Origin of the sequence: Streptococcus viridans, assembly GCF_900636365.1 — a bacterium.
Taxonomy (GTDB): domain Bacteria; phylum Bacillota; class Bacilli; order Lactobacillales; family Streptococcaceae; genus Streptococcus; species Streptococcus viridans_A.
Window position 1 is genome coordinate 21,521 of the sequence record NZ_LR134266.1, and the last position, 25,615, is coordinate 47,135.

Annotated in this window: 23 protein-coding genes and 6 tRNA genes; 28 read left to right on the forward strand and 1 reads right to left on the reverse strand. The window is 43.4% G+C overall.

Translation table 11 applies throughout. The features are described from left to right. Positions 1–6 precede the first annotated feature (6 nt). The 21 genes from EL081_RS00160 to purH all read left to right on the forward strand — a co-directional run bounded on the left by EL081_RS00160 (position 7) and on the right by purH (position 18,336). A tRNA-Ser gene (locus EL081_RS00160) sits at positions 7–96 on the forward strand. 9 nt (positions 97–105) lie between these two features. Continuing rightward, positions 106–179: transfer RNA gene (locus EL081_RS00165), tRNA-Met, on the forward strand. Between the two features lie 5 nt (positions 180–184). Next, positions 185–257: transfer RNA gene (locus EL081_RS00170), tRNA-Phe, on the forward strand. 16 nt (positions 258–273) lie between these two features. Beyond that, positions 274–344: transfer RNA gene (locus tag EL081_RS00175), tRNA-Gly, on the forward strand. 33 nt (positions 345–377) lie between these two features. Beyond that, positions 378–451 (forward strand) — tRNA-Ile (locus EL081_RS00180). Positions 452–455: 4 nt separating this feature from the next. Continuing rightward, a tRNA-Ser gene (locus EL081_RS00185) sits at positions 456–543 on the forward strand. Between the two features lie 144 nt (positions 544–687). Beyond that, positions 688–1,935 carry a peptidoglycan hydrolase PcsB gene (gene pcsB / locus EL081_RS00190; protein WP_126403560.1) on the forward strand — a complete coding sequence of 416 codons (1,248 nt, stop codon included), beginning with the start codon at positions 688–690 and terminating at the stop codon, positions 1,933–1,935. 160 nt (positions 1,936–2,095) lie between these two features. Further along, a complete protein-coding gene (locus EL081_RS00195; protein ID WP_006595312.1) occupies positions 2,096–3,070 on the forward strand; it encodes a ribose-phosphate diphosphokinase in 975 nt (324 codons plus the stop codon). A gap of 379 nt (positions 3,071–3,449) precedes the next feature. Beyond that, entirely contained in the window at positions 3,450–4,067 is a 618-nt protein-coding gene (gene abpA, locus EL081_RS00205) for an amylase-binding adhesin AbpA (protein WP_126403561.1), read from the forward strand. 93 nt (positions 4,068–4,160) lie between these two features. Continuing rightward, positions 4,161–5,024 carry a class B sortase, LPKTxAVK-specific gene (srtB, locus tag EL081_RS00210; protein ID WP_126403562.1) on the forward strand — a complete coding sequence of 288 codons (864 nt, stop codon included), beginning with the start codon at positions 4,161–4,163 and terminating at the stop codon, positions 5,022–5,024. Positions 5,025–5,187: 163 nt separating this feature from the next. After that, positions 5,188–6,369 (forward strand): pyridoxal phosphate-dependent aminotransferase, encoded by a 1,182-nt coding sequence (locus EL081_RS00215; RefSeq protein ID WP_126403563.1) that lies wholly within the window; start codon positions 5,188–5,190, stop codon positions 6,367–6,369. Next, positions 6,353–7,132 (forward strand): DNA repair protein RecO, encoded by a 780-nt coding sequence (gene recO / locus EL081_RS00220; RefSeq protein WP_126403564.1) that lies wholly within the window; start codon positions 6,353–6,355, stop codon positions 7,130–7,132. Before EL081_RS00215 ends, recO begins: the two co-directional genes overlap by 17 nt. Further along, positions 7,129–8,133, forward strand: a complete 1,005-nt coding sequence (gene plsX / locus EL081_RS00225; RefSeq protein WP_126403565.1) for a phosphate acyltransferase PlsX — start codon at positions 7,129–7,131, stop codon at positions 8,131–8,133. Before recO ends, plsX begins: the two co-directional genes overlap by 4 nt. After that, a complete protein-coding gene (locus tag EL081_RS00230) occupies positions 8,130–8,375 on the forward strand; it encodes an acyl carrier protein (protein WP_006595305.1) in 246 nt (81 codons plus the stop codon). The genes plsX and EL081_RS00230 overlap by 4 nt, the downstream gene beginning before the upstream one ends. Before the next feature lie 169 nt (positions 8,376–8,544). Further along, positions 8,545–9,252, forward strand: a complete 708-nt coding sequence (gene purC / locus EL081_RS00235) for a phosphoribosylaminoimidazolesuccinocarboxamide synthase (protein ID WP_126403566.1) — start codon at positions 8,545–8,547, stop codon at positions 9,250–9,252. A gap of 63 nt (positions 9,253–9,315) precedes the next feature. Beyond that, positions 9,316–13,041, forward strand: coding sequence for a phosphoribosylformylglycinamidine synthase (locus tag EL081_RS00240; protein WP_126403567.1), 3,726 nt, complete (start codon positions 9,316–9,318; stop codon positions 13,039–13,041). Positions 13,042–13,053: 12 nt separating this feature from the next. Then, positions 13,054–14,493, forward strand: a complete 1,440-nt coding sequence (purF, locus tag EL081_RS00245) for an amidophosphoribosyltransferase (protein WP_126403568.1) — start codon at positions 13,054–13,056, stop codon at positions 14,491–14,493. 30 nt (positions 14,494–14,523) lie between these two features. After that, entirely contained in the window at positions 14,524–15,546 is a 1,023-nt protein-coding gene (gene purM, locus EL081_RS00250) for a phosphoribosylformylglycinamidine cyclo-ligase (RefSeq protein WP_126403569.1), read from the forward strand. Positions 15,547–15,730: 184 nt separating this feature from the next. Next, positions 15,731–16,279, forward strand: a complete 549-nt coding sequence (purN, locus tag EL081_RS00255) for a phosphoribosylglycinamide formyltransferase (protein WP_126403570.1) — start codon at positions 15,731–15,733, stop codon at positions 16,277–16,279. A gap of 43 nt (positions 16,280–16,322) precedes the next feature. Then, a complete protein-coding gene (locus EL081_RS00260) occupies positions 16,323–16,787 on the forward strand; it encodes a GNAT family N-acetyltransferase (RefSeq protein ID WP_126403571.1) in 465 nt (154 codons plus the stop codon). Between the two features lies 1 nt (position 16,788). Beyond that, positions 16,789–18,336 carry a bifunctional phosphoribosylaminoimidazolecarboxamide formyltransferase/IMP cyclohydrolase gene (gene purH / locus EL081_RS00265; RefSeq protein ID WP_126403572.1) on the forward strand — a complete coding sequence of 516 codons (1,548 nt, stop codon included), beginning with the start codon at positions 16,789–16,791 and terminating at the stop codon, positions 18,334–18,336. Between the two features lie 51 nt (positions 18,337–18,387). Here the strand turns inward: purH and EL081_RS00270 are convergent, their stop codons facing one another. Beyond that, positions 18,388–19,401 (reverse strand): GBS Bsp-like repeat-containing protein, encoded by a 1,014-nt coding sequence (locus EL081_RS00270; protein ID WP_126403573.1) that lies wholly within the window; start codon positions 19,399–19,401, stop codon positions 18,388–18,390. Positions 19,402–19,585: 184 nt separating this feature from the next. On the opposite strand from EL081_RS00270, the gene purD reads away from it, so the two are divergent. The 7 genes from purD (at position 19,586) to purB (ending at position 25,607) form a co-directional block, all read left to right on the forward strand. After that, on the forward strand, positions 19,586–20,848 hold the full coding sequence (gene purD / locus EL081_RS00275; RefSeq protein WP_126403574.1) for a phosphoribosylamine--glycine ligase: 1,263 nt from the start codon (positions 19,586–19,588) through the stop codon (positions 20,846–20,848). A 180-nt stretch (positions 20,849–21,028) separates the two neighbouring features. After that, a complete protein-coding gene (gene purE / locus EL081_RS00280; protein ID WP_126403575.1) occupies positions 21,029–21,520 on the forward strand; it encodes a 5-(carboxyamino)imidazole ribonucleotide mutase in 492 nt (163 codons plus the stop codon). Further along, positions 21,507–22,598, forward strand: coding sequence for a 5-(carboxyamino)imidazole ribonucleotide synthase (gene purK, locus EL081_RS00285; protein WP_126403576.1), 1,092 nt, complete (start codon positions 21,507–21,509; stop codon positions 22,596–22,598). Before purE ends, purK begins: the two co-directional genes overlap by 14 nt. A gap of 1 nt (position 22,599) precedes the next feature. Beyond that, positions 22,600–22,863 carry a hypothetical protein gene (locus tag EL081_RS00290; RefSeq protein WP_126403577.1) on the forward strand — a complete coding sequence of 88 codons (264 nt, stop codon included), beginning with the start codon at positions 22,600–22,602 and terminating at the stop codon, positions 22,861–22,863. Between the two features lie 97 nt (positions 22,864–22,960). Then, entirely contained in the window at positions 22,961–23,911 is a 951-nt protein-coding gene (locus EL081_RS00295) for a ketopantoate reductase family protein (RefSeq protein WP_126403578.1), read from the forward strand. Positions 23,912–23,919: 8 nt separating this feature from the next. Further along, positions 23,920–24,147, forward strand: a complete 228-nt coding sequence (locus EL081_RS00300; RefSeq protein WP_126403579.1) for a phosphoribosylaminoimidazole carboxylase — start codon at positions 23,920–23,922, stop codon at positions 24,145–24,147. Between the two features lie 161 nt (positions 24,148–24,308). Next, positions 24,309–25,607, forward strand: coding sequence for an adenylosuccinate lyase (gene purB, locus EL081_RS00305; RefSeq protein WP_126403580.1), 1,299 nt, complete (start codon positions 24,309–24,311; stop codon positions 25,605–25,607). Positions 25,608–25,615 lie beyond the last annotated feature (8 nt).

Here is a 25,615-nt window from a genome sequence, read left to right on the forward strand (position 1 = left end):
TTAGCTGGAGGATTACCCAAGTCCGGCTGAAGGGAACGGTCTTGAAAACCGTCAGGCGTGTAAAAGCGTGCGTGGGTTCGAATCCCACATCCTCCTTAATATTAACGCGGGATGGAGCAGCTCGGTAGCTCGTCGGGCTCATAACCCGAAGGTCGTAGGTTCAAATCCTGCTCCCGCAATATTTGGCTCGGTAGCTCAGTTGGTAGAGCAATGGATTGAAGCTCCATGTGTCGGCGGTTCGATTCCGTCTCGCGCCATTTTCTTTAATAATTAGCGGGTGTAGTTTAGTGGTAAAACTACAGCCTTCCAAGCTGTTGTCGCGAGTTCGATTCTCGTCACCCGCTTTGAACATTTGTTCATTACCAAGTTTTTAACTTGGGCGCGTAGCTCAGGTGGTTAGAGCGCACGCCTGATAAGCGTGAGGTCGGTGGTTCGAGTCCACTCGTGCCCATTTTGGAGAATTACTCAAGAGGCTGAAGAGGACGGTTTGCTAAATCGTTAGGTCGGGTAACTGGCGCGGGGGTTCGAATCCCCCATTCTCCGTAGAGAATCAAGTTAGCTTTCTAGCTAACTTTTTTTGTTACTTTGATACATCAATAGAAATAAAAATGTAACAAAGGCGTAACATAAAATCTTTCATTTTCTGTTATACTAGTTAGTGTCTTATACGAAGGAGTCTTTTATTTTATGAAGAAAAAATTATTAACGACTATTTTACTTAGTACAGTTGCTTTATCACAAGTAGGTACAGTTATTTCTGTAGGAGCTGATTCTACTGATGATAAAATCGCTGCACAAGATAGTAAGATTGCTGATTTGAGTTCGAAAGAACAAAGTGCACAAGCAGAAGTTGATCAAATTCAATCTCAAGTTTCTGAAATCAAAAAACAACAAGAAACTCTTAAAGCTGAAAATGATCGTTTGAATGAAGAGTCTGCTCGCCTCTCTGCTGAGATTGAAGAGCTGTCTAAGAACATTGTTGCTCGTCAAGAATCATTGGCAAACCAAGCACGTAGTGCTCAAACAACAGGAACTGCTACAAGTTACATCAACGCTATTGTAAGTTCTGGATCATTGACTGAAGCTATTTCTCGTGTTTCTGCAATGAATGAAATTGCTAGCGCTAACAACAAGATGCTTGAAGAGCAAAAACGCGATAAAGAAGCAATTGACGCTAAGCAAAAAGAAAACAATGAAGCAATCAACACTGTTATTGCCAACCAACAAAAATTAGATGATGATGCGCAAGCGTTGACAACTAAAGAAGCTGAGTTGAAAGTTGCACAATTGAATTTGGCAGCTGAAAAATCAACTGCAGAAAATGAAAAGAATGCATTGCTTGCTGAGAAAGCAGCAGCTGAGAAAGCTGCAGCTGAAGCAGCAGCAGCTGAAGCAGCTTACCGTGCACAACAAGAAGAGCAACGTAAGGCTGTAGAAGCATCTGCTAATACTAACTTGCAAGCACAAGTGCAAGCTGCAACTCAAACGCCAGCAGCTGAAGCAGCACAACCTCAAGCAACTGTTGCAACTCCTGCTGCAGCACCAGTAGTTCAAACTCAAACTGTTGCTACACCTGCTGCAACTAGTCGTCCAACGTACAGCACATCTGCAAGTTCATACCCAGTAGGTGAATGTACTTGGGGTGTGAAAGTATTGGCACCTTGGGCTGGTGATTATTGGGGTAATGGAGCACAGTGGGCTGCAAGTGCCGCAGCAGCTGGATTCCGTACTGGAAGCCAACCACAAGTCGGAGCTATTGCATGTTGGAATGACGGTGGATATGGACACGTAGCGGTTGTTACTGCTGTTCAATCTACTACAAGTATCCAAGTATCTGAATCTAACTACTTAGGTATCCGTAGCATTGGGAACTACCGTGGATGGTTTAACCCAGTGAATGCACAAGGATCAGTTACTTACATCTATCCAAACTAAGAATTCAAAACACCCACTTTTAGTGGGTGTTTTTTACTATAGTTACTATTTTAATTTTTGGTGGATTATGGATTGAAAAATCATGTAAAAAGCGTTACAATGGGTAAAGAGAAGATTTGTACAATTTGTACATTGTGGTTAAATTTATGTGGAGGAAATCATGTCGTTTTCGGATTTAATGCTGTTTGCTTTATCTTCTAACCAAGATTTGGCTGAACGTGTCTCTAAGGAGATGGGATTGCCACTTGGTAAGTCGACCGTACGTCAATTTTCAGATGGGGAAATCCAGGTCAATATTGAGGAGTCTATTCGTGGTAAAGAGGTGTATATTCTTCAATCTACGAGCTCTCCTGTAAATGATAATTTAATGGAAATTTTGATCATGGTAGATGCTTTAAAACGTGCCAGTGCTCAAACCATTAATGTAGTTATGCCTTATTATGGTTATGCTCGTCAAGACCGTAAAGCTCGTGCTCGTGAACCGATTACATCCAAATTGGTTGCCAATATGTTAGAAATTGCTGGTGTAGATCGTCTCTTAACCATTGATTTGCATGCTGCTCAGATTCAAGGGTTCTTTGATATTCCGGTGGATCATTTGATGGGGGCTCCATTGATTGCAGACTACTTTGAACGTCGTGGCATGGTTGGTTCTGACTATGTGGTAGTCAGTCCGGACCACGGTGGTGTGACGCGTGCTCGTAAGCTAGCTGAATTTTTGAAAACGCCGATTGCTATCATTGATAAACGTCGGAGTGTCGATAAAATGAACACCAGTGAAGTCATGAACATCATTGGGAACGTTGAAGGGAAAACTTGTATCCTGATCGATGATATGATCGATACTGCAGGAACAATTTGCCATGCTGCGGATGCACTTGCTGAAGCAGGAGCAGTAGAAGTCTACGCTAGTTGTACGCATCCGGTATTGTCTGGTCCAGCTATGGACAATATTCAGAAATCAGCCATTAAGAAGTTGGTAGTATTGGACACCATTTACCTACCTGAAGAGCGCTTAATTGATAAAATTGAACAAATCTCCATCGCAAAACTATTGGCAGAAGCGATTATCCGCATCCATGAAAAACGTCCTCTGTCTCCTCTATTTGAAACTGGAAATGCGAAAAAATCTTAAAAATGTAAAAAAGAGGTTGTAGAGAGCCTCTTTTTTAAGAAAGGAAAGATATGTTTTTCAACTGGTTAAAAAAAGAAAGTAAGATAAAAAATCAGAGGGAGGAGTTGTTGAAAGAAGCACAAAAAAATGAGGATAGAATGGATCCTTGTCTACCAAAAAAGACCTTGCCAAAAAGTGGTGCAATCAAATAAAAGAAGTAAAACACTTACAAAATAAAAGATTTCTACTTTAAAAGTCAAATCTTCTCTTACCTAAAAAAATATAAAATTAATTTAAAAAATGGGTCAGATTTTATTGACAAATAAAATATATCGTAGTAAACTAGTAATAGTTACGAAGTAACGAATTATTTTTTAAAATGAAAAAAGGAGATAAAACAATGAAAAAAGTTTTATTATCATCAGTAGCAGCTCTTGCAGTATTTGCAGCAGCAGCACCAGCATTTGCGAATGAAAACCCTATTAACGGTGGAGCTAACACTCCAGGTGCATATGACCAACCAGTAACTGGTGGTGGAGTAAACGATCCTTACAACGCTCAAACTGAGTTTAAAAATGGTCGTAAAGCTAATGAGTATGTTGGTGGTCACCAAGAAGACATTGATGCTATCGCATCACAAGATCCAGCAGTAATCGAAGCTAAGAAAGCATTCGATGCTGTTGAAGGTGGTTCACACCTTTACGGTGAAAAGAAAGCAGCTTATGAAGAAGCATTGAACAATGCTCGTAATGCAGCTCGTAACGCTAAAATCCAAGAATCTCAAAAGACATACAACACTGCTGACAAGAAACAAGGTTCTTACTATATCTTGAATGAAACTCCAGAACAAGCTAACGCACGTTACTTGAAAGAACATGGAATTTCTAAAGAAGAAGCAGCTAAACAATCTAAAGAAGAAGCAGCTAAAGCAGAAGAAGCAGCTAAAGCAGCAGCAGCTGGTAAAGCTGGATCTAAACAAGCTGACAAAGCTCTTCCAAAAACAAGCGCTGTTAAATAATTTTTATTAATTAGCTCTTAAATTAAATATCACTGAGCCTTCGGGCTCGGTGTTATTTTTTAGAGTAAACGGTATATAGGGGATCTTATTTTTATGAATCGTACAGATAAACATTCTAGTTCTAAAAGAAAGGGCATTTCGCTTATTCTTGCTTTGCTTACTCTTATAGCCCTTGTAGGTGGTTTTGTCCTCTTTAATCCATTTGGGAAACAGACCTCATCTGATAAAAAGGACACGAGCTCATCATCTAGTGCAAGTAGCAAAGAGGTCAAGGAAGTTAAGTATGAGCCAAGTCAAGAAGAAAAAGAGTATTTAGCCAACCGCTTTGCTCAATTAACTTCTGTCAATCCAGAAGCGATTGCCTATGTTTATGCTCCAGGAACTGAGTTAGATGAGCCTGTTGTTCAAACAGGGGATAATGCTACTTATTTGGATAAGACGTTTGAGGGTGGAAACCAACCTTTAATGGGAACTGTTTTCATGGATACTGATAATAAAAAAGACTTTAGTGATCGTTTGACCTGGTTATTCGGTCATGCTCGTGGTAGCCAGGTTGAAGACCATCGGATGTTTAACGATGTTAACTTCTATGATAACCAAGAGTACTTTAACCAGCACCCTTACGTAGTTATTGAAACACCTGAGCGTAAGTATTATTATGAAGCAATGGGCTTGGTCATTGTTCCTGAAACAACAGCTTTCTATCGTACCAGCTTTTCAGATGATGAAGATTTCACTACCCAGTTGAAAAACATCTATGAGTCAGCGCGTACAAAGAATCCAAATATTAAAATCAATGCTTCTGATAAGTACCTAGTCTTGTCTACTTGTCGCGAAGAAGATGAAACTATCCGTTCCAATCTCTACCTTCGTCAAATTCCGGATTCGGAAATGAAGGATTTCTTGGCGAAACATGGTGATCAGTTGAATTATGTTGCAACACGTGGTCAAGAATAGAAAAGATTTGGTAAAATTTATTCAATGAGAGGATTTAGCATGTGCTAAGTCCTTTTTTGATGAAAAAGGCCATTATTGTATCATTTTAGTTGGGACTAGCCCCTTTTTTGCGATGGTTTTCTATTTATAGTATAATGGTGATAGAACTTTTTTGGAGGTGGCTATGGATTTAACAAAACGGTTTAATCAAAATTTGAATCGAATCGAGATTTCTTTGATTCGTCAGTTTGACCAAGCCATTTCTTCTATTCCAGGTGTTTTACGCTTAACCTTGGGTGAGCCAGATTTTACGACACCGGATCATGTAAAGGAAGCGGCAAAAGCAGCTATTGATGCCAACCAGAGCCATTATACGGGGATGAGTGGCTTGCTAGCTTTGCGAGAAGCTGCTAGTCAGTTTGTAGCTGAAAAATATAACCTACAATATCGACCAGAGGATGAAATTTTGGTTACTATTGGGGCAACGGAGGCCCTTTCTGCGACCTTGACCGCTATATTGGAACCGGGAGATGTAGTGCTCTTACCAGCACCAGCTTATCCTGGTTACGAACCTATTATTAAACTGATGGGGGCTAGTGTCGTCGAAATCGATACGACAGACAATCGCTTTATCCTCAGTCCTGAGGCTTTAGAAAAGGCTATAGAAGTGCAAGGAAATCGCGTCAAGGCGGTTATTCTCAACTACCCAGCTAATCCGACAGGTGTCACCTACTCTAAGGAGCAAATGCAGGATTTGGCTAGTGTCTTGAAGAAATATGAAGTTTTTGTCGTTTGTGATGAGGTCTATTCAGAATTAACCTACACAGGTCAGCCTCACGTTTCCTTGGGATCCTATCTACGGGACCAAGCCATTATTATCAATGGTTTATCAAAATCTCATGCTATGACAGGCTGGAGACTCGGTTTTATCTTTGCGCCGGCTCCTTTGACAGCTCAATTAATCAAGAGTCATCAGTACTTGGTGACTGCAGCGGGGACCATGAACCAGTATGCAGCCATTGAAGCCTTAACGATTGGTAAAGACGATGCAGAGCCGATGAAACGGGAATACATAGAGCGTCGAGATTATATCATCAAAGAAATGTCTGCCATGGGCTTTGATATTATCCGCCCGGATGGTGCCTTCTATATCTTTGCTAAGATCCCACAAGGATATAACCAAGACTCCTTCGATTTTTTGAAGCTCCTAGCCCAAGAAAAGGCTGTTGCCTTTATCCCAGGAATGGCTTTTGGATCATACGGTGAAGGATATGTACGCTTGTCTTATGCAGCAAGTATGGAAGTGATCCAAGAAGCGATGAGTCGGTTGAAGGAGTTTATGAAAGAACATGCTGGAGAGCATTGAGAGTCGTGGCATCGTCCTCTACCATCGGGATTACCGAGAGGACGATAAGTTGGTTAAAATCTTTACAGAGCAAGCTGGCAAGCTGATGTTTTTCGTGAAACATGCCAATCGTTCTCGGTTGAATTCTATGATCCAACCGTTGACTTTAGCGGATATGTATCTGAAAATCAATGATGACGGACTCAGCTACATCGAAGATATTCATGAGGTTCAAAGTTTTCAAGGGATTAATCAAGACCTTTTTCGTCTTTCCTACGCAACCTATATACTAGCCTTGGCAGATGCTAGTATACAGGATCGTCAACCTGATCCAGCCTTATTTGCTTTTTTAGAGCAGACCTTGCAATTGATGGATCGGGGCTTGGATTATGAAATCTTGACCAATATTTTTGAAATGCAGATTTTATCCCGATTTGGTGTCGCCTTAAACGTCCATGAGTGTTGTATCTGTCATCGAGTGGGGCTGCCTTTTGATTTTTCATTCCGATTAGGTGGTGTCCTTTGCCCAGATCATTATGATCGTGACGAAAGACGAGCCCACTGGGATCCAAATGCCCTCTATTTGTTGGATCGTTTTCAAGCTGTGAAATTTAGTGAGCTAGAGACGATTTCCATCCATGATGAGATGAAGAAAGAGTTGAGAAAGTGTCTAGACCAACTCTATGATGAATATGTCGGCATTCATCTAAAAGCTAAGAAATTTATTGATTCCCTGGGAAGCTGGGGAGAGATCTTAAAAGATCAGTCTGGAGGTAAGAAATGAAAAAAATTGCAGTTGATGCAATGGGTGGAGATCATGCTCCACAGGCCCTAGTAGAAGGGGTCAATCAAGCCATACAAGAATTTAAGGATATTGAAGTCATTTTGTATGGGGATGAGGCTAAAATTAAGCAATACCTGACAGCAACTGAGCGGGTATCGATCGTCCATACGGATGAGAAAATCAACTCAGATGATGAGCCAACTCGTGCGATTCGTCGGAAAAAGCAAGCCAGCATGGTCTTAGCAGCGCATGCAGTTAAGAATGGGGAAGCAGATGCGATGCTTTCTGCAGGAAATACAGGAGCTCTTCTTGCCTCTGGTTACTTCATCGTCGGTCGGATCAAGGTCATCGATCGTCCAGGTTTGATGTCGACTCTTCCAACCCTTGATGGGAAGGGCTATGATATGTTGGATCTGGGGGCAAATGCTGAAAATACGCCAACACACTTGCACCAATATGCGATTATGGGAGCCTATTACGCAGAGAATGTTCGTGGCGTTAAGCGGCCTCGTATCGGTCTCTTAAATAACGGAACAGAGGAAAGCAAGGGAGATCCCCTCCGCAAGGAGACCTATCAATTATTATCAGCAGATCCTGCCCTCAACTTTGTAGGAAATGTAGAAGCGCGTGATTTGATGGATGGAGTTGCTGACGTCATTGTGACTGATGGATTTACAGGAAATGCTGTCCTTAAGACCATGGAAGGAACTGCTTTGGGCCTCTTTAAACAGTTGAAAACGGTCCTTAGTGGTGGTGGCTTGAAGGCTAAGATTGGAGCCTTCCTCTTGAAGAATGATCTAAGAGGTTTGAAAAAGACCTTGGATTATTCAGATGTTGGAGGTGCGGTCTTGTTTGGTTTACAAGCCCCTGTCGTGAAAACCCATGGTTCTAGTGATGCCAAAGCAGTCTACAGCACGATCCGCCAGATCCGGACCATGTTGGAAACAGATGTTATTCGTAAGTCTGTGGTTGAATTATCAGAATTGGAGGAAGAGAAATGAGTCGTCATCAAGAAATTTTTAAACTAGTTGAAGGGTTGATTAAAGATCATAAGGGATCTGAGTATGAGGTAACTTTGGATTTGGATTTACGAAAGGACTTGGAAGTAGATTCAGTTGATCTCATGGAATACATTATTTATTTGGAAGAAGCCTACCAAATTGATATCCCAGACAAGGATATTGATGCCATGGCAACCGTTGGAGATATGGTAGACTACGTTTTGAAGAAAACAAGCAAATAAAGTTCGGTTTTTACGAACAAATAAGCATCTAAAAATAAGAGGTTGAATCTTTTTGATTCAATCTCTTATTATTTTTGTGTTACAAGCGAACAAGATACGGATTTAACTTGAAAAAACTACCTCTCTGTGATACACTGAAAGGGATAAAAGATGAAAGGCGAACAAGAAGATGTCCGATCAATTAATTTATACGGGGAAAGCAAAAGATATTTATAGTACAGAAGACGAACATGTGATTAAGTCCGTTTATAAGGACCAGGCCACTATGCTGAATGGGGCTCGTAAAGAGACCATCGAAGGAAAAGGTGTGCTGAATAATCAGATTTCGTCTCTTATTTTTGAAAAATTGAATGCTGCTGGGGTAGCGACGCACTTTATCGAACGTATTTCTGATACCGAACAACTCAACAAGAAAGTGACCATCATTCCTTTGGAAGTTGTTCTTCGTAATGTGACGGCGGGTTCTTTCTCCAAACGGTTTGGTGTGGAAGAAGGGGTGGACCTAGAAACTCCAATTGTTGAATTTTACTACAAAAACGATGAGTTGGATGATCCATTTATCAATGATGAGCATGTGAAGTTCTTGGATATTGCCAATGATGAACAAATCGCTTATATCAAGGAAGAAACGCGTCGTATCAATGAATTGCTGAAAGATTGGTTTGCGCAAATTGGTCTTCGCTTGATTGACTTTAAATTGGAATTTGGTTTTGATAAGGATGGCAAGATCATCTTGGCAGACGAATTCTCACCAGATAACTGTCGCCTTTGGGATGCGGAAGGGCACCATATGGACAAGGATGTTTTCCGTAGGGACTTGGGAAGTCTAACGGATGTTTATAAGGTTGTGTTGGAGAAATTGCAGGGATTGAAGTAATCATTTTGGAACGGAATCCCTTCGTCTTCGATAACCTATTTGAATAGAAATAAAGGAACTAAAATGGATAAACGTATTTTCGTTGAGAAAAAAGCTGACTTTCGTGTGAAATCTCACTCATTAGTAAAAGAATTACAGCATAATCTTCAGTTGAAAACCTTGAAGGATCTTCGGATTGTGCAAGTTTACGATGTCTTTAATTTGGCAGAGGACTTGTTTGCGCGTGCGGAAAAACATATCTTCTCTGAGCAAGTGACCGATACTGTTTTGGATGAAGCTGAGGTTCAGGCTGATCTTGAGAAGCATGCTTTCTTTGCGATCGAAAGTTTGCCTGGTCAATTTGACCAACGTGCGGCATCTTCACAAGAAGCTTTGCTGTTGCTTGGTAGTTCAAATGATGTAACAGTGAATACAGCGCAACTTTACTTGGTCAACAAGGATATTGATGCGAATGAGTTGGAAGCTGTCAAAAACTACCTCTTGAACCCAGTGGATTCTCGTTTCAAAGACATCACTCTTGGTATTGCGAAACAGGATTTCTCTGAGTCTGACAAGACCATTCCAAGCTTGGATTTCTTTGAAACTTATGCGGCAGAAGATTTTGCAAAGTATAAAGCAGAGCAAGGATTGGCCATGGAAGTGGATGACCTTCTCTTCATTCAAGATTACTTCAAGTCTATCGGACGTGTACCAACTGAGACGGAGCTTAAGGTTTTAGATACTTACTGGTCTGACCACTGCCGTCACACAACTTTCGAGACTGAGTTGAAAAACATCGACTTCTCAGCTTCTAAATTTGAAAAACAATTGCAAGCGACTTATGACAAGTATATTGCCATGCGTGATGAGTTGGGACGTACCGAAAAACCTCAAACCTTGATGGATATGGCGACTATTTTTGGTCGTTATGAGCGTGCCAATGGTCGTTTGGACGACATGGAAGTGTCTGATGAAATCAATGCCTGCTCTGTTGAAATTGAAGTGGATGTCAATGGTGTGAAAGAGCCATGGCTTCTCATGTTCAAGAACGAAACTCACAACCACCCAACGGAGATTGAACCATTTGGTGGAGCGGCTACTTGTATCGGTGGGGCCATTCGTGACCCATTGTCAGGGCGTTCCTACGTTTACCAAGCCATGCGTATCTCAGGTGCTGGTGATATTACAGCTCCAATTTCAGCGACTCGCGCTGGTAAATTGCCGCAACAAGTGATTTCTAAAACAGCGGCTCATGGTTATTCTTCATATGGGAACCAAATTGGTCTTGCAACAACTTATGTTCGTGAATACTTCCACCCAGGTTTCGTTGCTAAACGTATGGAGCTAGGTGCCGTTGTCGGTGCGGCTCCTAAGGAAAATGTTGTCCGTGAAAAACCTGAAGCAGGTGATGTGATTATCTTGCTCGGTGGTAAGACTGGACGTGACGGTGTCGGTGGTGCGACAGGTTCTTCTAAAGTTCAAACGGTTGAATCTGTTGAAACGGCTGGTGCTGAGGTTCAAAAAGGAAACGCTATCGAAGAACGGAAGATTCAACGTCTTTTCCGTAATGGGGAAGTGACCCGTCTGATCAAGAAATCAAATGACTTTGGTGCTGGTGGTGTCTGTGTGGCGATCGGTGAATTAGCAGATGGTCTTGAAATTTATCTGGATAAAGTGCCATTGAAATACCAAGGTTTGAACGGTACAGAAATTGCCATTTCTGAATCTCAGGAACGGATGGCTGTAGTGGTTCGTCCAGAAGATGTAGATGCCTTCATTGCAGCATGTAACAAAGAAAATATTGATGCTGTGGTTGTTGCGACAGTGACTGAAAAACCAAATCTTGTCATGCATTGGAATGGTGAAACCATCGTTGATTTGGAACGTCGTTTCCTTGATACAAATGGTGTACGTGTGGTTGTAGATGCTAAGGTGGTTGACAAGGATGTCAAGCTTCCAGAAGAACGTCAAACATCTGCTGAAACTCTTGAAGCAGATACTCTTGAAGTCTTGGCTGATCTGAACCATGCTAGTCAAAAAGGGTTACAAACCATCTTCGATAGCTCAGTTGGTCGTTCAACAGTTAATCACCCACTGGGTGGTCGCTACCAAATCACACCAACGGAAGCCTCTGTACAGAAATTGCCAGTTCAACATGGCGTGACAACAACTGCCTCTGTCATGGCACAAGGGTTCAACCCATATATCGCAGAATGGTCTCCTTATCATGGTGCTGCTTATGCAGTCATCGAAGCAACTGCTCGTTTGGTTGCTGCTGGTGCAAACTGGTCTAAGGCTCGTTTCTCTTATCAAGAATATTTCGAGCGGATGGATAAACAAGCAGAGCGTTTTGGTCAGCCAGTAGCTGCTCTTCTAGGCTCTATCGAAGCACAGATTCAACTTGGTTTGCCATCTATCGGTGGGAAGGACTCTATGTCTGGTACCTTCGAAGAATTGACAGTACCACCAACCTTGGTTGCCTTTGGGGTGACAACAGCAGATAGCCGTAAGGTTCTTTCTCCAGAATTTAAAGCTGCTGGTGAAAATATCTATTACATCCCAGGTCAAGCTTTGGCCCAAGAAATTGATTTTGATCTTATCAAGTCTAACTTTGCTCAGTTTGAAGCTATTCAAGCAACCCACAAAGTGACAGCAGCATCAGCTGTTAAATATGGAGGTGTCCTTGAAGCTCTTGCACTTGCAACATTTGGGAACCATATCGGTGCCACTGTTGAATTAGCTGACCTTGACAGCAGCTTGACAGCCCAATTGGGTGGATTCATCTTCACTTCACCTGAAGAAATTGCAGGTGTTGAGAAGATTGGACAAACAGTTGGAGACTTTACACTGCTTGTCAACGGTGTAATGCTCGATGGACACAAACTTGACAGTGCCTTCCAAGGTAAATTGGAAGAAGTTTACCCGACAGAATTTGAACAGGCAACTGAACTGAAAGAAGTACCTGCTGTAACATCAGATGCTGTCATTAAAGCCAAAGAAATAGTTGATAAACCTGTGGTTTACATTCCGGTGTTCCCAGGTACCAACTCGGAGTATGACTCCGCTAAGGCCTTTGAAAAAGAAGGGGCCAAAGTCAACTTGGTACCATTTGTCACACTGAATGAAGAAGCGATTGTCAAGTCTGTTGACACCATGGTTGACAACATTGAAAAAGCAAACATTATCTTCTTTGCCGGTGGCTTCTCAGCTGCGGATGAACCAGATGGATCTGCTAAATTTATCGTTAACATCTTGCTCAATGAAAAAGTACGTGCGGCCATCGATAGCTTCATCGAAGGTGGTGGTTTGATCATCGGTATCTGTAATGGATTCCAAGCTCTTGTTAAATCAGGTCTTCTTCCATACGGTAACTTTGAAGATGCAAGCAGTACGAGTCCAACTCTCTTCTACAATGATGCCAACCAACACGTGGCTAAGATGGTGGAAACACGGATTGCTAATACCAACTCACCATGGCTTGCAGGCGTGGAAGTTGGTGATATCCATGCCATCCCAGTATCACACGGTGAAGGGAAGTTTGTCGTGACAGCTGAAGAATTTGAGGAACTCCGTGATAATGGTCAAATCTTTAGCCAATACGTTGACTTCGAAGGCAAACCAAGCATGGATTCAAAATACAATCCTAACGGATCTGTCCATGCGATCGAAGGGATTACCAGCAAGAACGGTCAAATCATTGGGAAGATGGGTCACTCAGAACGTTTTGAAGACGGTCTCTTCCAAAATATTCCGGGAAATAAAGACCAGCATCTCTTTGCATCAGCGGTTCAATATTTTACTGGAAAATAAAAGGTATACAACATGACATACGAAGTAAAATCTCTTAATGAAGAGTGTGGAGTCTTTGGGATTTGGGGACATCCAGATGCTGCGAAACTCACTTATTTTGGGCTTCACAGTCTCCAACACCGGGGACAAGAAGGAGCAGGAATCCTAGCAAATGACCAAGGAACCCTGAGACGCCATCGAGACACAGGCCTTCTTTCAGAAGTCTTTCGGAATCCATTAAATTTGGAAAAATTAACAGGAAGCTCTGCTATCGGGCATGTTCGCTATGCGACAGCAGGGGAAGCGTCTGTGGATAACATCCAACCCTTCCTCTTCCGCTTTCAAGATACGCAGTTTGGTCTGGCCCATAATGGGAATTTGACCAATGCCCAATCGCTCAAATCTGAATTAGAAAAAAATGGAGCCATCTTTAGCTCAACCTCTGACTCAGAAATACTGGCCCACTTGATTCGACGGAGTCACAACCCTTCCTTTATGGGGAAAATCAAGGAAGCGCTCAATACGGTCAAAGGCGGTTTTGCTTATTTGATGCTGTTTGAAGATAAGCTGATTGCAGCCTTAGACCCCAATGGCTTCCGTCCTCTTTCTATCGGGAAAATGGCTAATGGAGCCTTGGTTGTTTCTTCTGAAACCTGTGCTTTTGAGGTTATCGGGGCAGAATGGATCCGAGATGTGCACCCTGGTGAGCTCGTTATCTTTGATGAAAATGGCATTACTTATGATCGCTATACGGATGATACGCAACTGGCGATTTGTTCCATGGAGTATATCTATTTTGCTCGTCCTGATTCCAATATCCAAGGGGTCAACGTCCATACGGCTCGAAAGCGGATGGGAGCTCAGTTGGCACGAGAATTTAAGAACCAGGCAGATATTGTGGTGGGGGTTCCCAACTCCTCTCTCAGTGCTGCCATGGGCTTTGCGGAAGAATCTGGTTTGCCAAATGAAATGGGCTTGATCAAGAATCAGTATATCCAACGGACCTTTATCCAACCGACTCAGGAATTGCGGGAACAAGGAGTGCGAATGAAACTCTCTGCCGTATCTGGTGTCGTGAAAGGCAAACGGGTTGTCATGATTGATGACTCTATCGTGCGTGGAACCACCTCTCGTCGAATTGTGAAATTGTTGAAAGAAGCAGGGGCTACAGAAGTCCATGTGGCAATTGCCAGCCCAGCTTTGGCTTATCCGTGTTTCTATGGAATTGATATTCAGAGTCGCGAGGAGCTGATCGCAGCCAATCATACAGTGGAGGAAACTTGTGAGATTATCGGTGCGGATAGCTTGACTTACTTGTCCATTGATGGCTTGATTGATTCTATTGGTATTGATACCGATGCACCAAACGGTGGTCTTTGTGTTGCTTACTTCGATGGGAAATACCCAACGCCTTTATATGACTACGAAGAACGCTATGTAGAAAGTTTGAAAGAACACACTTCTTTCTATTAAGAACAGTGCAAAAGAAAAGGAATGAATAAAATGACGAATAAAAATGCTTATGCGCAGTCTGGTGTGGATGTTGAAGCGGGTTATGAAGTTGTTGAACGGATCAAAAAACACGTAGCACGTACAGAGCGTGCAGGTGTCATGGGAACTCTTGGTGGATTCGGTGGCATGTTTGACCTTTCAAAAACAGGTGTCAAAGAGCCTGTTTTGATCTCAGGGACGGACGGTGTCGGAACCAAACTCATGCTAGCTATCAAGTACGACAAGCACGATACCATTGGTCAAGACTGTGTAGCTATGTGTGTCAATGATATCATTGCTGCAGGCGCGGAGCCCCTCTACTTCCTAGACTATGTGGCAACTGGGAAAAATGAACCTGCTAAGCTAGAACAAGTGGTTGCTGGTGTTGCAGAAGGGTGTGTGCAAGCAGGCGCAGCCCTCATCGGTGGGGAAACGGCTGAAATGCCTGGTATGTACGGTGAAGACGACTATGACTTGGCTGGATTTGCTGTTGGTGTTGCGGAAAAATCTCAAATCATCGACGGTTCAAAAGTAGCAGCAGGCGACGTGATTCTGGGGCTTGCCTCAAGCGGTATCCACTCAAACGGTTACTCCCTTGTTCGTCGTGTCTTTGCGGATTACACAGGCGAAGAAGTTTTGCCTGAGTTGGAAGGTAAAAAACTCAAAGACGTCCTTTTGGAACCAACTCGTATCTACGTCAAAGCTGTTTTGCCTCTTATCAAAGAAGAATTGGTCAATGGGATTGCCCACATCACAGGTGGTGGTTTCATCGAAAATGTCCCACGGATGTTCTCAGATGACTTGGCTGCTGAAATTGACGAAAGCAAGGTTCCAGTTCTTCCAATTTTCAAAGCCCTTGAAAAATATGGACAAATCAAACACGAAGAAATGTTTGAAATCTTCAACATGGGTATTGGTCTCATGCTTGCAGTTAAACCAGAACATGTTGAACGTGTCAAAGAACTTCTTGACGAACCTGTTTATGAAATCGGTCGTATTGTGAAGAAGACAGATGCAAGTGTGGTGATTAAATAATGGTGCTATCACCATTTTATACGGAGAAATTGTAGAAAGGAGTGTTTAGTTAGCAAGCCTAACTGAACACGGGACTCATTTTCTAGGAAAAAAGAGAAATCATTTTGTGTGCAAGCACCCAGCAATGATTTCCTATTTTTCTACGAAACTGTTCGGCTAGCCGAAACGTCCCTTTGTATCGAATATGAAAATCGCTGTATTTGCCTCTGGCAACGGCTCAAACTTCCAGGTGATCGCGGAACAATTTCCAGTAGGATTTGTCTTTTCAGATCACCGGGATGCCTATGTGCTCGAGCGTGCCGAAAAGCTTGGAGTTCCTTCCTATGCTTTTGAACTCAAGGAATTTGAGAGCAAAGCAGACTACGAAGGAGCCATTGTCGAGCTCTTGGATGAGCACGAGATTGACCTAGTCTGTTTGGCTGGTTATATGAAAATCGTCGGTCCAACCTTGCTAGCGGCTTATGAAGGCCGTATCATCAATATTCACCCGGCTTATCTGCCAGAATTTCCAGGCGCTCATGGTATTGAGGATGCTTGGAATGCAGGTGTTGAGCAGTCTGGTGTGACCATTCATTGGGTGGACTCGGGCGTGGATACCGGTAAGGTCATCAAACAAGTCCATGTACCACGCCTTGAAGGGGATACCCTTGACACTTTCGAAACCCGCATCCACGAAACAGAGTACAAACTCTATCCAGAAGTATTGGAACTTTTGGGAGTGGAGAGGAAATAAGAAGGAAATCAAGTTTTGATTGTGTAATTTTGGTAGGAGAAAAATGATTAATCTGAAATTAGTAGATGAGAGCAGTTTTCAGGCAGTGCTGGATCTGAAAATATCTGATGCTGATAAACGAGCACGTTTCGTAGCTCCAAATGTACGCTCTTTAGCTGACGCATGGCTCTACCGAGAGAATGGGGATGTGTTTCCAATGGCAATCTATTGGAATGAGCAAGTAGTTGGTTTTCTCCTGCTGGAAATAGATAAGGATGAAGCAGAATACTTTATCTGGCGGATAATGATTGGCCAGCAGTACCAAGGAAAAGGTTATGGACGAAAAGCCTTGGAAGTTCTAATAAAAGAGGCTCAGATGGATAGATGTTGCAATCATATTATCGCAGATTATGTAGTCGGAAATGAAAAAATGAAGCACCTGCTGACTAGTCTGGGTTTTCGGGAAACAGGATTTATAGAAGAAAATAATGAAATCGCTATGCGCTTGGACCTAAAGAAAGAGGAATAGAATGACGAAAAAAGCTTTAATCAGTGTCTCAGATAAGACAGGCATTGTAGAATTTGCGAAAGAGCTGAAAACTCTGGGCTGGGATATCATCTCAACAGGTGGTACCAAAGTTGCCCTTGACAATGCCGGTGTTGATACCATTGCCATTGACGATGTGACTGGTTTTCCAGAAATGATGGACGGCCGTGTGAAGACTCTCCATCCAAATATCCACGGTGGTCTTCTCGCTCGTCGTGACCTTGATAGTCACCTTGATGCTGCTAAGGACAATCAGATCGAGCTCATTGACCTTGTAGTGGTCAATCTCTATCCTTTCAAGGAAACCATTCTCAAACCAGACGTGACTTATGCGGATGCCGTTGAAAACATCGATATCGGTGGTCCATCAATGCTTCGTTCAGCAGCTAAAAACCACGCTAGCGTAACAGTTGTTGTAGACCCTGCTGACTATGCTGTTGTTCTTGACGAATTGTCAGCAAACGGCGAAACCTCTTACGAAACTCGTCAACGTTTAGCAGCAAAAGTATTCCGTCACACAGCAGCCTATGATGCCTTGATTGCGGAATACTTCACAGCTCAAGTGGGTGAAAGCAAACCTGAAAAACTCACTCTGACCTATGATCTCAAACAAGCTATGCGTTACGGGGAGAACCCTCAACAAGACGCTGATTTCTACCAAAAAGCTTTGCCGACGGATTACTCTATTGCATCGGCTAAACAGCTCAACGGGAAAGAGTTGTCCTTCAACAATATCCGTGATGCGGATGCTGCGATTCGTATCATTCGCGATTTTAAAGACCGTCCAACCGTTGTGGCATTGAAACACATGAATCCATGTGGAATCGGTCAGGCTGATGACATCGAGACTGCTTGGAACTACGCTTATGAATCTGATCCGGTGTCTATCTTTGGTGGTATCGTCGTTCTCAACCGTGAGGTAGATGCTGCGACAGCTGAGAAGATGCATGGTGTTTTCCTTGAAATCATCATCGCGCCAAGCTACACAGACGAAGCACTTGAAATCTTGACTAATAAAAAGAAAAACTTGCGAATCCTTGCCTTGCCATTTGACGCTCAAGATGCTAGTGAAGTAGAGGCTGAGTACACAGGTGTTGTTGGTGGCCTTCTCGTTCAAAACCAAGATGTGGTGAAAGAAAGTCCCGCTGACTGGCAAGTGGTGACCAAACGCCAACCAACTGATATAGAAGCGACTGCTCTTGAGTTTGCTTGGAAAGCCATCAAGTATGTCAAATCAAACGGGATTATCGTGACCAACGATCACATGACACTTGGTGTTGGCCCTGGTCAAACCAATCGTGTGGCTTCCGTCCGTATCGCCATTGATCAAGCGAAAGACCGTCTTGACGGAGCTGTTCTTGCTTCAGATGCCTTTTTCCCATTTGCAGATAACGTGGAAGAAATCGCCAAAGCAGGAATCAAAGCGATCATCCAGCCAGGAGGCTCGGTCCGTGACCAAGAATCTATTGAAGCAGCTGATAAATACGGTTTAACCATGATCTTTACAGGTGTTCGTCACTTCAGACATTAATCAAATAAGGCACTCATCGATAGATGAGTGCCTTTATTAGTCAAGCGACCTTTAATTTGGATAGATATAGCTGACCGTTCCCCAGACAACATTCGTGGGGTCAAACCAGCCACGGAAATTGTTGATGGTTCGATTTCCATTGTAATTGGCTTCCTTCACTTGGATATTTTGGTTATGTTCGACCTCCGTCACGACTGCAACGTGGCCATAGCCTCCATTATCCCAGCAGACGATAGCACCTACCTCTGGGGTGTTTCCTGTCCGGAAGCCAGCAGCGCGTGCACTAGTAGTCCACATACCACCGTTACCCCACCAGTTTTGTGACCAAGGAGCCAGCTCTTTTGCTGCCCAGGTACATTCGCCAATGGGATAGTAATTATCTGGCTGGGTGACGAGTGGAGCAGGTTTAATTCGCTCGACCTGAAATTCTGTGGCGAGCAAGCCTTTTAAGTGTCCCTTGTTTTTCTGGTAAACATGGAGATGAAAGGTTCCTTTCCCTGTATGTTTCTCGGCGTTGAAGGACAATTGGTAGCGACCAGGTGCCGTTCTTTTTGCGGGATACCAGATCAAGTCGTCTTGGCCATCTTGTTCAGACCAGATGGGAAAGAGGACTTCCTCCACATCTTCAAAGAGTTGGAGTTGGATCTCAAATAGCTGCGCAGTGCTAGGTCGGACTGTGATCTTGGGTTGGGAAGATGCCAGGTCTTTTTTCTCAACGATTGTCTGTAGAGGAAACAGTCCTTCAAGGTTTCCGTTAGAATGGATGCCGTAGACATGGATGTGATAAAGCCCTGCTTGATCCAAATGATTGGTCAGTGGTACTTGCAAATCAAATCCATTTTCTCCTCGTTGAACTGGATACCAAATGAGGTCGTCCTGACCGTTTTGCTCGGACCAAATGGGGACGCTAATTCTTTGGAAGCGGTCTGGAATGTTCCCGAGGTGAACAACTAATTGTCCCTTTTCCTTGTAGATATAATTGACGTTTTGCTCTGCTCTAGCAACTTGTGAAGCCCCTGCCCAGAAAAGGCAAGCTGCCAAGAGTAGTTTTTTAATCCCTTGCATAAAACTCCTTTTTTTAAAATATTAGAGGTCTCAATTATAATATTCGTAAAAAGGAGCAGAAATTTAAAAAATAATGAAAAAAGTTTGTTTTCTAACGAAAATCATCGGATATTCCTTGAAATATTAGAACAAAACGAACGATTATGATATAATTTAATAAAATAATTCGCAAAAGAGGTTCAAGATGAAACTTTTGGTTGTTGGATCTGGCGGTCGTGAGCATGCGATTGCTAAGAAATTGTTGGAGTCTAAAGGCGTTGAGCAGGTTTTTGTGGCTCCTGGTAATGATGGAATGCGATTAGATGGTCTGGATTTGATTAATATCGGAATTTCCGAACATTCTAAGCTAATCGACTTCGCAAAAATCAACGATATTGCTTGGACCTTTATCGGTCCAGATGATGCGCTTGCGGCTGGAATCGTGGATGATTTCAATGCAGCTGGTCTTAAAGCATTTGGCCCGACCAAAGCTGCGGCTGAGCTGGAGTGGTCTAAGGATTTTGCTAAAGAAATCATGGTCAAATACGACGTTCCAACAGCAGCCTATGGAACCTTTTCAGATTTCGAGGAAGCAAAGGCCTACATCGAGGAGAAAGGCGCTCCAATCGTCGTCAAGGCTGACGGATTGGCCCTTGGGAAAGGTGTTGTCGTTGCTGAGACAGTCGAGCAAGCAGTCGAAGCCACTCACGAGATGCTTTTGGACAATAAATTTGGGGATTCAGGTGCGCGTGTGGTCATCGAGGAATTCCTGGACGGGGAAGAGTTCTCTCTCTTTGCCTTTGTCAATGGAGACAAGTTCTACATTATGCCAACGGCTCAGGACCACAAACGTGCCTACGATGGCGACAAAGGTCCTAACACTGGTGGGATGGGTGCCTATGCGCCAGTTCCTCACTTGCCACAGAGCGTGGTTGACACAGCGGTTGACACCATTGTCAAGCCAGTTCTAGAAGGGATGATTAAAGAAGGGCGCCCCTATCTTGGTGTCCTTTACGCGGGGCTTATCTTGACAGCTGATGGCCCTAAAGTTATCGAGTTTAACGCTCGTTTCGGAGATCCTGAAACGCAAATCATCTTGCCTCGTTTGACATCTGACTTTGCACAAAACATCACGGACATTTTGGATGGCAAAGAGCCAGCCATCACTTGGACGGACAAGGGTGTGACACTAGGTGTGGTTGTAGCCTCAAACGGCTACCCACTCGCTTATGAGAAGGGTGTCAAGCTTCCAGCTAAGACAGAGGGTGACATCATCACTTACTATGCTGGTGCCAAATTTGCTGAAAATGGGCAAGACCTCCTCTCAAACGGAGGACGTGTTTACATGCTGGTTACCACAGCAGACACCGTCAAAGACGGTCAAAATATCATCTACAACGAACTCAACAAACAAAACACAGAAGGCCTCTTTTACCGAACGGATATCGGTAGCAAGGCGAACAAATAAATTTTAAAAGCGACGAAATCGCCAAACCCGATAATGGTCGCCGTGGTGAAAAGACCAGAACAGAAACTGTTCTGGTCGGGGAAACTTTGAGACCTTAGGCTCAAAGTTTAGGAATGAAACCGAAGATTTGCTTCCGTCCCCACCACCTAAGACCATTATCAAAAAAGAAAAGGAAAAATTATGACTAAACCAGTAATTTCCATTATCATGGGCTCAAAATCCGACTGGGCAACCATGCAAAAAACAGCAGAAGTCCTAGACCGCTTCGGTGTAGCCTACGAAAAGAAAGTTGTCTCTGCCCACCGGACACCTGACCTCATGTTTAAACATGCCGAAGAAGCACGTAGTCGTGGTATTAAAGTCATCATCGCTGGTGCAGGTGGCGCAGCTCACTTGCCAGGGATGGTTGCTGCCAAAACAACTCTTCCAGTTATCGGGGTACCCGTCAAGTCTCGTGCTCTTAGCGGTGTGGATTCGCTCTATTCCATCGTTCAGATGCCAGGTGGAGTACCAGTCGGAACTATGGCGATTGGTGAAGCTGGTGCGACAAATGCAGCCCTCTTTGCCCTCCGTCTCCTCTCAGTAGAAGACCAGGCTATCGCGACAGCTTTGGCAGATTTTGCAGAAGAGCAAGGAAAAATCGCAGAGGAGTCTACAAATGAGCTCATCTAAAACAATCGGAATTATCGGTGGCGGTCAGCTGGGGCAGATGATGGCGATCTCAGCTATCTACATGGGACACAAGGTTATCGCGCTAGATCCTGCGGCGGATTGCCCGGCCTCTCGTGTGGCGGAAATCATCGTAGCTCCTTATAATGATGTGGAAGCTCTTCGTCAGTTGGCAGATCGCTGTGATGTTCTCACTTATGAATTTGAAAATGTCGACGCTGACGGCCTTGACGCTGTTATCAAAGACGGTCAGCTTCCACAAGGGACCGACCTGCTTCGTATTTCACAAAACCGTATCTTTGAAAAGGACTTTTTGTCAAACAAGGCTCAAGTGACCGTTGCGCCCTACAAGGTCGTGACTTCTAGCCAAGATTTGGCGGATATCGACCTTTCTAAAAGCTATGTCCTCAAGACTGCGACCGGTGGCTACGATGGCCATGGTCAGAAGGTTATTCGTTCGGCAGAAGATTTGGCAGAAGCCAATGCGCTAGCTGATTCAGCAGACTGTGTTTTAGAAGAATTTGTCAACTTTGACCTTGAAATTTCTGTTATTGTATCAGGAAATGGCAAGGATGTGACAGTTTTCCCAGTTCAGGAAAATATCCACCGCAACAACATTCTTTCAAAGACAATTGTGCCAGCTCGTATTTCAGAAAGTCTAGCTGAAAAAGCCAAAGCCATGGCAGTACGAATTGCAGAACAACTCAACTTGTCTGGAACCCTTTGCGTGGAAATGTTTGCAACAGCTGATGACATCATCGTCAATGAAATTGCCCCACGTCCACATAACTCAGGGCACCACTCTATCGAAGCCTGCGACTTCTCCCAGTTTGATACCCATATTTTAGGTGTTCTGGGAGCACCATTGCCAGCTATCCAACTACATGCCCCAGCTGTCATGCTTAATGTTCTCGGCCAGCATGTCGAGGCTGCTGAAACATATGTGACAGAAAATCCAAGCGCCCACCTCCACTTATATGGTAAACTAGAAGCAAAGCACAACCGCAAAATGGGACATGTGACTTTGTTTAGTGATGTGCCTGACAATGTGGCTGAGTTTGGGGAGGGGATTGATTTTTGAAATGTCAGAAGAATTTGATGAATTGCTAGATGATGAAATAACGACCGTAACACTGACTTATACGGACGATTTGATTGTTCCAGAGATTGCGGATAGAGAGGGGATTCATATTATAGAGAGAGCTGGCAATCAGCTAGTCTTAGAATATTCTTGTTCCGTTAAGGAAGTTAAGGATTATCTGAGTAGTTACAGCCTGCCTAGACATCCTGAGAGAATTTCATTTGAATTTTCTATACATGAAGACTCAGAAAATGATAATCTTTAAAGCTAATGGAGACCAGTTTATGATTCAACTCATCGTCAACGTATTTGTCAAAAAAGAGAAGCCAGACAACTACTGCTGGAAAGGGATTGATTTTTAAGTGAAAATAGCGATTCTAGGACTTGGAGTCATCGGGACCACCTATGCTTACGCCTTTCAAAAAGCAGGTCATCAAGTGGAACACGTACTGAGAGATAGTAAGAAAAGCACTGCTCCCAAGGAGTTGTTGGTTGATCTGCTAGATGGCCGTTATCATTCCAAAGGTGAGAACAAACACGACACCTATGAGGTTCATGTGGCGGAAGCTGATTCGGAATATGATTTTATTTTTCTGAGTGTGCGTCATGGGTTTGTCAAAGAAGCTGTGGAAACCTTGCGAAAAAATAATATCAAAGGCACTCTCGTTTTCTTCTGCAATTTCTGGAATACTCGAAAAGAGGTCCAAGAGTGGGCAGGAGATTACGACTATATTCTAGCCTTTCCGACAGCGGGTGGTCATATGCAGGAGAACCATTTAGATGGCGTCTTGTTTGACCATTTAATGCTAGAAGGTGAGCAAAGAGCACAGATCTCTAACTATGCTGATTTAAGGACTTTACTGACTTCTGTAGATTTGAAGTGGGAAGTTCCTCATGATATGGTTGAGTGGATTTGGATTCACATGGCGATTAATGCAGGTGTTACTTCGACAGCTGCTCGCTCAGGAAACTTGGAAAACCCAGAAGAATTGGCTCTGAACTTGATGAATAGTTCTTCAGAATTGTCATTGGCCATCAAGGCCATTCGAGAGGCTTTGAAAGTCGTAGAAGCACGTGGTGTAAATTTGAAGCTTTATAAAGCTGAACTCTTACCTTACAAAATTCCCGCTTGGATTGCAGGAAAAGCCATGAAAGTCATGTTTGCGAAAAATGAGCTGACCCGAAAAATCATGACTTTGCACAATGATAAACAGGACATCTTCTATTGCTGTCAAAGTGTTTATCAGACTGGTCAGGAGTTAGGTGTGAAGATGCCTATTCTGGAAGCAAATATGAAGGGCATTTCGATTTAGGAGGTTTTATGATTCAACTCATCGTCAACGCATTTGTTGAAAAAGAAAAGACTGGAGCAGTCGTCGAAGTCTTGTATGCTAGTAGTGATCATGAAAAAGTGAAAGCTAAGTATGAAGAGCTAGTTGCACAATATCCTGATAACTATTTGGCTATCTATAATGTCCCGCTGGATACGGATTTGAATACACTAGATCATTATCCATCTGTGTGGATTGGGAAAGAAGAATTTGAATAAAACGACTTTTATTCGTTAAACCGATGTTTCATGCCGTGGGGAAAGCGTAAGCGACGGAAATCTTGAGACTTCAGGCTCAAGATTTAGTCATGGGATTCCGGAGGAAGCTGCTGACGTCCTCCCCACTTAAGTGAAACATCAAAAGAAAGGAAAATAAAACAATGATCGAACGTTACTCTCGCCCTGAGATGGCGAACATTTGGACTGAAGAAAATAAATACCGTGCTTGGCTTGAGGTGGAAATCTTGGCTGACGAAGCATGGGCTGAATTGGGAGAAATCCCTAAGGAAGATGTAGCTTTGATTCGTGAAAAAGCTGACTTTGACATCGACCGTATTTTGGAAATCGAGCAGGAGACTCGCCACGACGTGGTTGCCTTCACACGTGCGGTTTCTGAGACTCTTGGTGAAGAGCGTAAGTGGGTTCACTATGGTTTGACTTCTACTGACGTGGTGGACACTGCCTATGGTTACCTCTACAAACAAGCCAACGACATCATTCGCAAGGATCTTGAAAACTTCCTCAATATCATCGCTGATAAAGCGAAAGAACACAAGTTCACTATCATGATGGGTCGTACTCATGGTGTGCACGCTGAGCCTACAACTTTTGGTCTTAAATTGGCAACTTGGTACAGCGAAATGAAACGAAACATCGAGCGTTTTGAGCACGCGGCTGCTGGTGTGGAAGCTGGTAAGATTTCTGGTGCGGTTGGTAACTTTGCCAACATCCCACCATTCGTTGAAAAATACGTCTGCGATAAATTGGGTATCCGTGCTCAAGAAATCTCTACACAGGTGCTTCCTCGTGACCTTCATGCTGAGTACTTTGCAGTTCTTGCGAGCATCGCAACTTCTATCGAGCGGATGGCAACTGAAATCCGTGGTCTTCAAAAATCAGAACAACGGGAAGTGGAAGAGTTCTTTGCTAAAGGTCAAAAAGGGTCTTCAGCAATGCCTCACAAACGCAACCCTATCGGTTCTGAAAATATGACTGGTCTTGCGCGTGTTATCCGTGGCCACATGGTAACAGCTTATGAGAATGTCGCTCTCTGGCACGAGCGTGATATCTCTCACTCGTCAGCTGAGCGTATCATTGCACCAGATACGACCATCTTGATTGACTACATGCTCAACCGTTTTGGTAATATCGTCAAGAACTTGACTGTCTTCCCAGAAAACATGATCCGTAACATGAATTCAACCTTTGGTCTGATCTTCAGTCAACGTGCCATGTTGACCTTGATTGAAAAAGGAATGACCCGTGAGCAAGCCTATGACTTGGTGCAACCAAAAACAGCCTACTCTTGGGACAATCAAGTGGACTTTAAACCGCTCCTAGAAGCAGATCCAGAAGTAACATCTCGCCTCACTCAAGAAGAAATCGATGAAATTTTCAACCCAACTTACTACACCAAACGAGTGGATGAAATCTTCGAACGCATCGGCTTGGGAGACTAAGTCCCTCA